7 protein-coding genes are annotated in these 7,554 nt (G+C 63.3%); 4 read left to right on the forward strand and 3 right to left on the reverse strand.

Features of this window, described 5'->3' with window-relative positions:
• The 3 genes from VFF99_RS17320 to VFF99_RS17330 form a co-directional block, all read left to right on the forward strand.
• Nucleotides 1-213 (forward strand): RapZ C-terminal domain-containing protein (locus tag VFF99_RS17320; protein ID WP_325020102.1); only part of this gene is annotated, 213 nt, incomplete at its 5' end.
• Between the two features lie 10 nt (nucleotides 214-223).
• Complete coding sequence (locus tag VFF99_RS17325) at nucleotides 224-850, forward strand: LON peptidase substrate-binding domain-containing protein (protein WP_325020104.1); 627 nt, start codon at nucleotides 224-226, stop codon at nucleotides 848-850.
• 239 nt (nucleotides 851-1,089) lie between these two features.
• Nucleotides 1,090-2,199 (forward strand): GGDEF domain-containing protein, encoded by a 1,110-nt coding sequence (locus tag VFF99_RS17330; RefSeq protein WP_325020106.1) that lies wholly within the window; start codon nucleotides 1,090-1,092, stop codon nucleotides 2,197-2,199.
• Here the strand turns inward: VFF99_RS17330 and mutY are convergent.
• Genes mutY through mutM form a run of 3 tightly spaced genes read right to left on the reverse strand, consistent with a single transcriptional unit; the run spans nucleotide 2,189 to nucleotide 6,105 of the window.
• Entirely contained in the window at nucleotides 2,189-3,298 is a 1,110-nt protein-coding gene (mutY, locus tag VFF99_RS17335; protein ID WP_325020108.1) for an A/G-specific adenine glycosylase, read from the reverse strand. The two genes, VFF99_RS17330 and mutY, sit on opposite strands and share 11 nt — an antisense overlap.
• Complete coding sequence (locus tag VFF99_RS17340; protein WP_325020110.1) at nucleotides 3,299-5,236, reverse strand: dynamin family protein; 1,938 nt, start codon at nucleotides 5,234-5,236, stop codon at nucleotides 3,299-3,301.
• Nucleotides 5,237-5,283: 47 nt separating this feature from the next.
• Complete coding sequence (gene mutM / locus VFF99_RS17345) at nucleotides 5,284-6,105, reverse strand: bifunctional DNA-formamidopyrimidine glycosylase/DNA-(apurinic or apyrimidinic site) lyase (protein ID WP_325020111.1); 822 nt, start codon at nucleotides 6,103-6,105, stop codon at nucleotides 5,284-5,286.
• Nucleotides 6,106-6,297: 192 nt separating this feature from the next.
• Between mutM and VFF99_RS17350 the strand changes: the two genes are divergently transcribed.
• Nucleotides 6,298-7,554, forward strand: a 1,257-nt coding sequence (locus VFF99_RS17350) for a tetratricopeptide repeat protein (RefSeq protein ID WP_325020113.1), incomplete at its 3' end; no start/stop codon positions are given.

Genomic DNA, 7,554 nt, shown 5'->3' on the forward strand with positions numbered 1-7,554 from the left:
GACGCGCAGGCGCATGTCGCGGAACTGCTCGCCGATATCCGCACCTTCGTCGAAAAGTGGCTGCCGGCCTTCAAGAATGACAACCGCAGCTACCTGACCATCGCGGTCGGCTGCACCGGCGGCCAGCATCGCTCGGTCTACATGGTGGAACAGCTGGCGCGGCATTTCCATGCATCGGAACGCGTGCTGGTGCGGCATCGCGAGCTCACCTGAAGCCGCCCGCATGTCCACCCCCGACTCCTGGCTGCCGCTATTCCCGCTCAAGACCGTCCTGTTCCCGGACGGGGTCCTTCCGCTGAAAGTGTTCGAGGCGCGCTATATCGACATGGTGCGCGAGTGCATGCGGAACAACGCGCCCTTCGGCGTCGTGCTGATCAGGAGCGGCCAGGAAGTCGGCGTCGCGGCGGAGCCCGAGGAAGTCGGCTGCCTGGCGAGCATTACGGGCTGGGACATGGAGAACCTGGGCGTGATGATGCTGCGCACCCAGGGCGGACAGCGCTTCCGTATCCTGGAAACGCGCGTCCTGCCCGACCAGCGTCTTGAAGCGCGCGCCGAGCTTATCGCCCCCGATAGCGACCCGCCGGTCAGCGACATCCACGTCATCTGCGCGAAGACCCTCAAGATCGTCATCGACGACGTGAATGCAAAGGGACGCGCGGAAGAAGGCGCGGGATTTGTCAGCCCGTTCTCCCAGCCGGCCCGGCTCGACAGCGCAAGCTGGGTGTCGAACCGCTGGTGCGAGATCCTGCCTATCCCCCTGAAGGCCAGGCAGAAGCTGATGGAACTGCCCGACGCCGGGAACCGCCTGTCGATCGTCCACCAGTACCTCGTGCAGCACAAGATCGTCTAGCGCCACTGTGCGCGCGCTTGAAACAAAGACAACAAAACGCTCGCTTCAGCGCCCGGCGATGTGACATTTGCGAGAATGTTCCGCGCCTGCCCCTGCCCTGCCTCACTTTCTATCGCCGGTTTGTTACCGCGCAAGACCGTCGGCGGCCATTCGTAGGATAAATGGCAGGTCACTGCCGCACCGGCAAAAACTCCCCGCAACCCGCAAGCATTCACGGCACACCATTGAGCGCTAACCACATGCTATTGGACGACGCACGCGAGACGATGCGGTCAGAGACACTCAACCGCCGCAAGACCATGCAGCCCGTTCGCGTTCCACAGATTTCGCCGATCAGCCTCATTTCGCTGCTGTATGCGCTCAGCCTGTACATCTTCTATCGCCAGGGTTTCATCAGCGGCTTGACCTTTTCCGCTGTCGCCGCGGTCGTGGTGGCGGTCGTGATTGCGTTCTACAGCGTCTTCCGCTTCGGCGTGAACCAACGCTTCCAGGAACCCAGCCTGATGCTGCCGCAGCTGATGACCTCGCTGCTCATCATGCTCGGTGTCGCCTATCTCGAGCGCGCGACGCAGATTGCGCTCGTGCCTTTCATCCTGATCGCGTTCTCATTCGGCATATTCCGGCTCTCGACGGCCTCGCTGATCCTGCTGTCGGTCGGCTGCCTGGCGGCCTACCTCGGCATCATCCTGCTGCGCGCCCAGGTCGAGGGCTACGACTTCGGTTTCCGCGCCGATCTCGCGCAATGGTTCGTGCTGGCGCTTACCCTGCCGGGCATGATCCTGGTCGGCAAGCAGATCCAGAACCTGCGCCAGCTGCTGCGTGCGACGCGTTATCAGCTGGAGCACTACGAAGAGAAATCCGTCCGCGACGAATTGACCGGCCTGTACAACCGGCGCCAGCTGCAGGCCGAGCTGGAACAGGCGAAACTGCAGGCCGACAGCCGCGGCATTCCGTTCACGATCTGCCTGATCGATATCGACAAGTTCAAGGAAATCAACGACAACAACGGCCACCTCGCCGGCGATACCATCCTCAAGGAATTCGCGCGGGTGGCGCGCGACAGCATCCGCGACACCGACATTCTCGGACGCTACGGCGGCGATGAATTCATGCAGATCCTGCCGGATACCGAGGTCAAGGGCGCCGTCATGCATGCCGAACGCCTGCGCGTGTACGCACATTTCCTCGACTTCCAGAAGGTTCTTGAGCAGAAGCACATCTCGCTGTCGATCGGCGTCGCGCAATACCGGTGCGGGGAAAAGATCACCGACCTGATTTCGCGCGCGGACTCGGCGCTCTACAAGGCCAAGCAGCTCGGCCGCAATCGGGTGGAGTGGATCAACGACTGAGCAAATCCTGGTCGCCGAACACCGCAAGCAGGAGCTTCTTGACCGGCGCCGGCAGCGGCGCATCCGGCAGCCGTTCTGCCGGGTACCAATGGTGCTTCGAGTGCCGTACTGCATGGCCACGTTGCGCAAGCCGGACGCGGTACGGCGACACATGCAGCTTGAAGTGGGTGAACGTATGGGAGAACGGGGTCAGCTTCTCGCAGGACTCGGGTTCGCCGAACATCGATGCGGCAGCGAGGGTTGCGTCTGTGCCCTCCCCGACTTCCGGCAAGGACATCAATCCGCCCCAGATGCCCGAATCCGGCCGCTGTTCCAGCAAGACATGCTCATCATGCGTGATGACCAGCATGGTCGTCGTCCTCTCCGGCACAGCCTTTTTGGGGCGCCTTTCCGGCAGCAGGTGGACACGCCCGCTCGATAGTGCCACGCAGCGTTGCGCGAGGGGGCATTCATGACATGAGGGACTGCTGCGGGTGCACAGCGTTGCGCCCAAGTCCATCAATCCCTGCGTATATGACCCGATGTCCTGCTCCGGCAACAGGGCGACGGCGCGCAGCCACATCTTGTCTTCCACCGGCTTGGCGCCTGGGAAGCCTTCGATGCCGAAGGCGCGCGCGAAGACCCGCTTGACGTTGCCGTCCAGGATGGCGGCGCGGGTGCCGTAGGCAAAGGCTGCGATGGCCGCGGCGGTGGAACGGCCAATGCCGGGCAGGTCGGCGAGCAGCTCCGGATCGCTGGGGAAAACGCCGTCGTGCTCGGCGACGACACGTTGCGCGCAGCGGTGCAGGTTGCGGGCCCGCGAGTAATAGCCGAGGCCGCTCCAGTGCGACATTACCTCTTCCGATGCCGCCTCGGCGAGCGAGCGGACGTCGGGGAAGCGATCGAGAAAACGGAGGTAATAGGGTATGACCGCCGAGACCTGCGTCTGCTGCAGCATGATCTCGGACAGCCAGATGCGGTAGGCGTCGCGGGTGTTCTGCCACGGCAGGGTATGGCGGCCATGCTTCTTCTGCCAGCGGATCACGTCCTTGGAAAAATCCGGATCCGAAAAGTCTCCGCCGGCGCCGGCCGATCGCGGCGCCGTTGCAATGCGTTTCATCTAAGCGGCCGCCCTCAGTGCAGTCAGTTCCGCCGCAATCGCACTCTTGAGGTCGGCTTCCAGGGCTTGCAAGGTCTGCTTCTGCTCCTCGATCTCCGCCTGCATCGCCTCCAGCGCCTGCACCTTCTCTTCCAGGGTATCCGTGGCGAGATGGATGCGTTCGATCGATTGGCGGCGCTTCTTCAGCTGGGAACGATGCTCCCAGATCTGCGCCTCGAGCGGCGCCATCACCACCTTGAGCCAGGCCTCGACGTCGCGGTTGGCCTGCAGGAAGCTCTGCTTGACGCGCGACGCGATCGAGTCGAAGAACTTGGTCATCAGCGCCACCTGCGGCATCGTGAGGATGGCCGCGGTGCCGAACTGCTTGTGGTACACGCTCTCGATCAGCTCGATCTCCTTGAGATACTTCTCCAGCGAGAACGGCATGGGTGCGGAAAGGGCAAGACCGTGTTCGGTCGAGAACTTGCGGTACATCACCGTCATCATCTCGGTGATCTCATCGGTCTTCTGACCGGAGATCGCGAGGTTGCCGCGCACGCGCGTAAAGAAATCCTTCACCGCGTTGCGCATGCCGGCCGAGAACCTGCTCTTCTCCATGGCATCGCGCGTGTTGTGGATCTCTTCCTTCAGGATGTCCATGCCGAGGCTGGTGAACACTTCCGTCGACAGCCGCGTGAACACGGCGCGCGTTCCCTGCAGCTTGAGCAGGCTGCTGTCGAACTCCTTCTTCTCGAGATCGACGCGCTTCATCATGTGCTCGATGATGGACTGGTTCTTGCCCCGCAGGCTCTTCAGCTCGACCAGCTGCTCGACCACGTTGCGGCTGCGCGAGGCCAGCAGCGCCTGTTTTGCTGCGGCGAGATCGTTGACTTCCGATTCGAGCTGGGCGCGCACGATTTCGCGCTTGCTGGGGATCAGCTCTTCCGACAGCGCGGCTTCGAGGTCCGGAAGGCGGCTTTTCTCCAGCAGTTCCGCGTCGCGGTTGACCTTGCCGACCAGGCCTTTCTGGGCCGAGATCGGGAACACCTGGTGCGTGGACAGGCTGAGCGTGTGGGCCACTGTTGCGACCTGCTTTTCGATCTGCTCTTCGATTTCGCCCGCGCTGCGCAACTCGTCCCACATGCTGTCGATCTTGTTGAGCACGACAAGGCGGGCCGGCCCGCCGCCGATGTGGTCGCGCCATACCTCGATGTCGCTCTTGGTCACGCCGGTATCGGCAGCCAGGATGAACAGCACGGCATGCGCGTTCGGGATCAGGTTCAGGGTCAGCTCGGGCTCGGTGCCGATGGCATTCAGTCCGGGCGTATCGATGATGACCAGCCCCTGCTTCAGCAAGGGATGGGGAAAGTTGACGATCGCATGGCGCCACTGCGAGATTTCCACCAGGCCGTCGTCACCGACCGACAGCGACGCATCCGGATCGTCCTCGTGGTACAGGCCGTAGCGCTTGGCCTCTTCGACCGGCACGCGCTTGGTCAGGCTGACTTGCCGGAAGGCGTCCAGCATGCCCTCGCCGGAAGCGATATCCAGCGGCAGCACGGTCCAGACATGGTTGTTGTCCTTGTAGTCGCTGGTCGAGGCCGCCTCGGCCCGCGTCTCGATCGGCAGCAGGCGGATCGACGGCGGGAAGGTTTCGTCATACAGCAGTTCCGTCGGGCACATCGTAGTGCGGCCGGCCGAGGACGGCAGGATGCGCTGGCCGTAATCGGCGAAGAAGATGGCGTTGATCAGCTCGGACTTGCCGCGCGAGAATTCGGCGACGAAGGCGATCGACAGCTTGTCGTCGGTCAGCCTGGCCTTGAGCCGCGAGAAGTGCTGGTCGCTGACGGCGTCGCCCAGCTCGGCCGAGCCGATGCAGGCGCGATAGCGCTCGAGCGCGGACAGGACATTGTTGCGCCAGCCGCTGTACTCCTGGAACTTCTGTACCAGATTGCTCACAATTTCCCCAAGCTAACACGAAATGATTACGAATCTAGCACCCGTTCTCACTTTTGACAATTTGGGCAATAGAAGGTGGAGCGCTGTCCCTGCTTGATGATCCGCACCTCCCCGTGGCAGATGCGGCACGGTTCTCCCGCCCGGTCGTAGACGTAGTAGCTTTGCTGGAAATACCCCGGCTTGCCGTCCGCAGCCATGAAATCCCTCAGCGTGCTGCCGCCCTGCTCTATAGCGGCGGCAAGCGTTTCGCGGATTGCGGACGCCAGCCGCTCATAGCGCGCGAGGCCGATCCGGTGTGCCGGGGTGCGCGGATTGATGCCGGCCTTGAACAGGCTTTCCGATGCATAGATATTGCCGACGCCGACGACAATGTCTCCGGCAAGCAACACCTGCTTGATCGGCGCGCTGCGACGGCGTGTCAATCTGTAAAGCAATTGCGCGCTGAACGCCTCGCCAAGCGGTTCGACACCGAGGCCGCGCAACAGCAAGTGTTCATCCACATCGCCGTCCTCATTGCCATGCCACAGCACCGCACCGAAGCGCCGCGGATCGGTCATACGCATTACCTGGCCGCCGACGACGAGATCGAAGTGGTCGTGTTTCTGGGGCGGTGTCCCGAGCGGCAATATGCGCAGGTGGCCCGACATGCCGAGGTGCACGATCAACGTGCCGTGGTCGAAACGGATCAGCAGGTACTTGCCGCGCCGGCCAGTTGATAGGATCCGCTGCCCGCGCACGCGCTCGGCGAGCCCTTCGGGGAACGGCCACCGCAGTCCGGTATGCCGCAGCGCGACCGCGTCCACTACGCGGCCATCGAGATGCGGGGCGACGCCCCGGCGAGTCACTTCAACTTCGGGCAATTCGGGCATTGTTCACACAACTCTTTGTAGAAGGACAAATTTGATACAGGGCAAACGTGGTATCACTGGGTGCGGCATCGGCAAGGCTTGCTGCAGCGACTGCAAGGGCGTGGGGTGGGCTTCGCCGCCCGTATTACCCGTGCGCATAGCGCCCTCGTTGGGCGTAAAATTGAACACTGCCTGATTAGCTGGGAATCTTCCTTGAAAAACACTCTTCTCATTGTAACTCTGCCGATTCTGTTGTCGGCGTGCGCAACGCACACCATCCAGCCTGCGCAGCCCGCGGCGGCGTCCGGATCGACTGTCGTGGCCAGCACCGAAGAGTCGGTGGTCAGGAAGCCGTCCACAGCATCGCCCCACAGGCGGCCGGGTGCAAGCGAGCAGAAGCAGGAAGACCCGCTGCCGTCGGTCGAGCTGACGGATGAGCTGATGTACAAGCTGGTCACCTCCGAGATCGCCTTCCAGCGCGGCGACTGGCAGACGGCCTACGTCACCCTGCTCTCGATCGCGCAGGAGACGCGCGACCCGCGCCTGGCGCGGCGCGCGGCGGAAATTGCCCTGACCGCCAAGCAGGCGGACGAAGCGCTCAGCGCGGTGCGCCTGTGGCGCACGCTGTCGCCGGATTCCGACGAGGCCACACAGTACCTCCTGAGTTTCATCATCCTGAGCGACAAGCTCGACGAGGCACAGCCCATTCTCGAGCAGCGCCTCAAGGATGCGCGTCCGCAGACACGCGGCCTGCTCGCGTTCCAGATGCAGCGCCTGCTCGCCCGCGCGAAGGACAAGAGCGAGGCCTTCTCCATGCTGGAGCGCGTCCTCCAGCCCTACCTCGACCTTCCGGAAGCGCGCCTGGCGCTAGCGCAAGCCGCGTATGCCAACGGCGACGCGCAACGTGCACGCACCGAAGCGGAGACCGCCCTCAAGGCCAAGCCCGATTCCGAACTTGCGATACTTGCGCTGGTGCAGGTCATGCCCGACAAGGCCGAGTCGCTCAAGCTGCTCGGCGACTTTGTCGCCCGCTATCCGAAGGCACGCGATGCGCGCATGGCCTACGCACGCATGCTGATCGAGCAGAAGCAGTATGCCAAGGCACGCACCGAATTCGAGGCCCTGCTCAAGGACCAGCCGCAGGACCTGACCTCGTTGTACGCGCTCGGCGTACTGGCGATGCAGACCAATGACCTGAAGTCGGCCGAGCAGTACCTGACCACCTACCTCAACCTCCTCTCCGCCAAGCCGGATGACGAGCGCGATCCGGCGCAGGCATTGCTGCTGCTCGCGCAGATCGCCGAAGAGCGCAAGGACAGCGACGCCGTACTCAAGTGGCTGGCGCAGATCGAGCCCGGCGAAGCCTACCTGAACGCGCAGGTCAAGCGCGCGCAAGTGATCGCCAAGCGCGGCGACATGGCCGGCGCGCGCAAGCTGCTGCGCGAGCTGAGCGTCAGCGGCGACCGCGAG

It is taken from the genome of Noviherbaspirillum sp., from assembly GCF_035654295.1.
Lineage (GTDB): Bacteria > Pseudomonadota > Gammaproteobacteria > Burkholderiales > Burkholderiaceae_D > Noviherbaspirillum.

Excerpts from the sequence above, each read along its gene's own strand:
- VFF99_RS17330 (WP_325020106.1), top strand. The coding sequence starts at position 1,090 with ATGCTATTGGACGACGCACGCGAGACGATGCGGTCAGAGACACTCAAC.
- VFF99_RS17325 (WP_325020104.1), top strand. The coding sequence starts at position 224 with ATGTCCACCCCCGACTCCTGGCTGCCGCTATTCCCGCTCAAGACCGTC.
- mutY (WP_325020108.1), bottom strand. The coding sequence starts at position 3,298 with ATGAAACGCATTGCAACGGCGCCGCGATCGGCCGGCGCCGGCGGAGAC.
- mutM (WP_325020111.1), bottom strand. The coding sequence starts at position 6,105 with ATGCCCGAATTGCCCGAAGTTGAAGTGACTCGCCGGGGCGTCGCCCCG.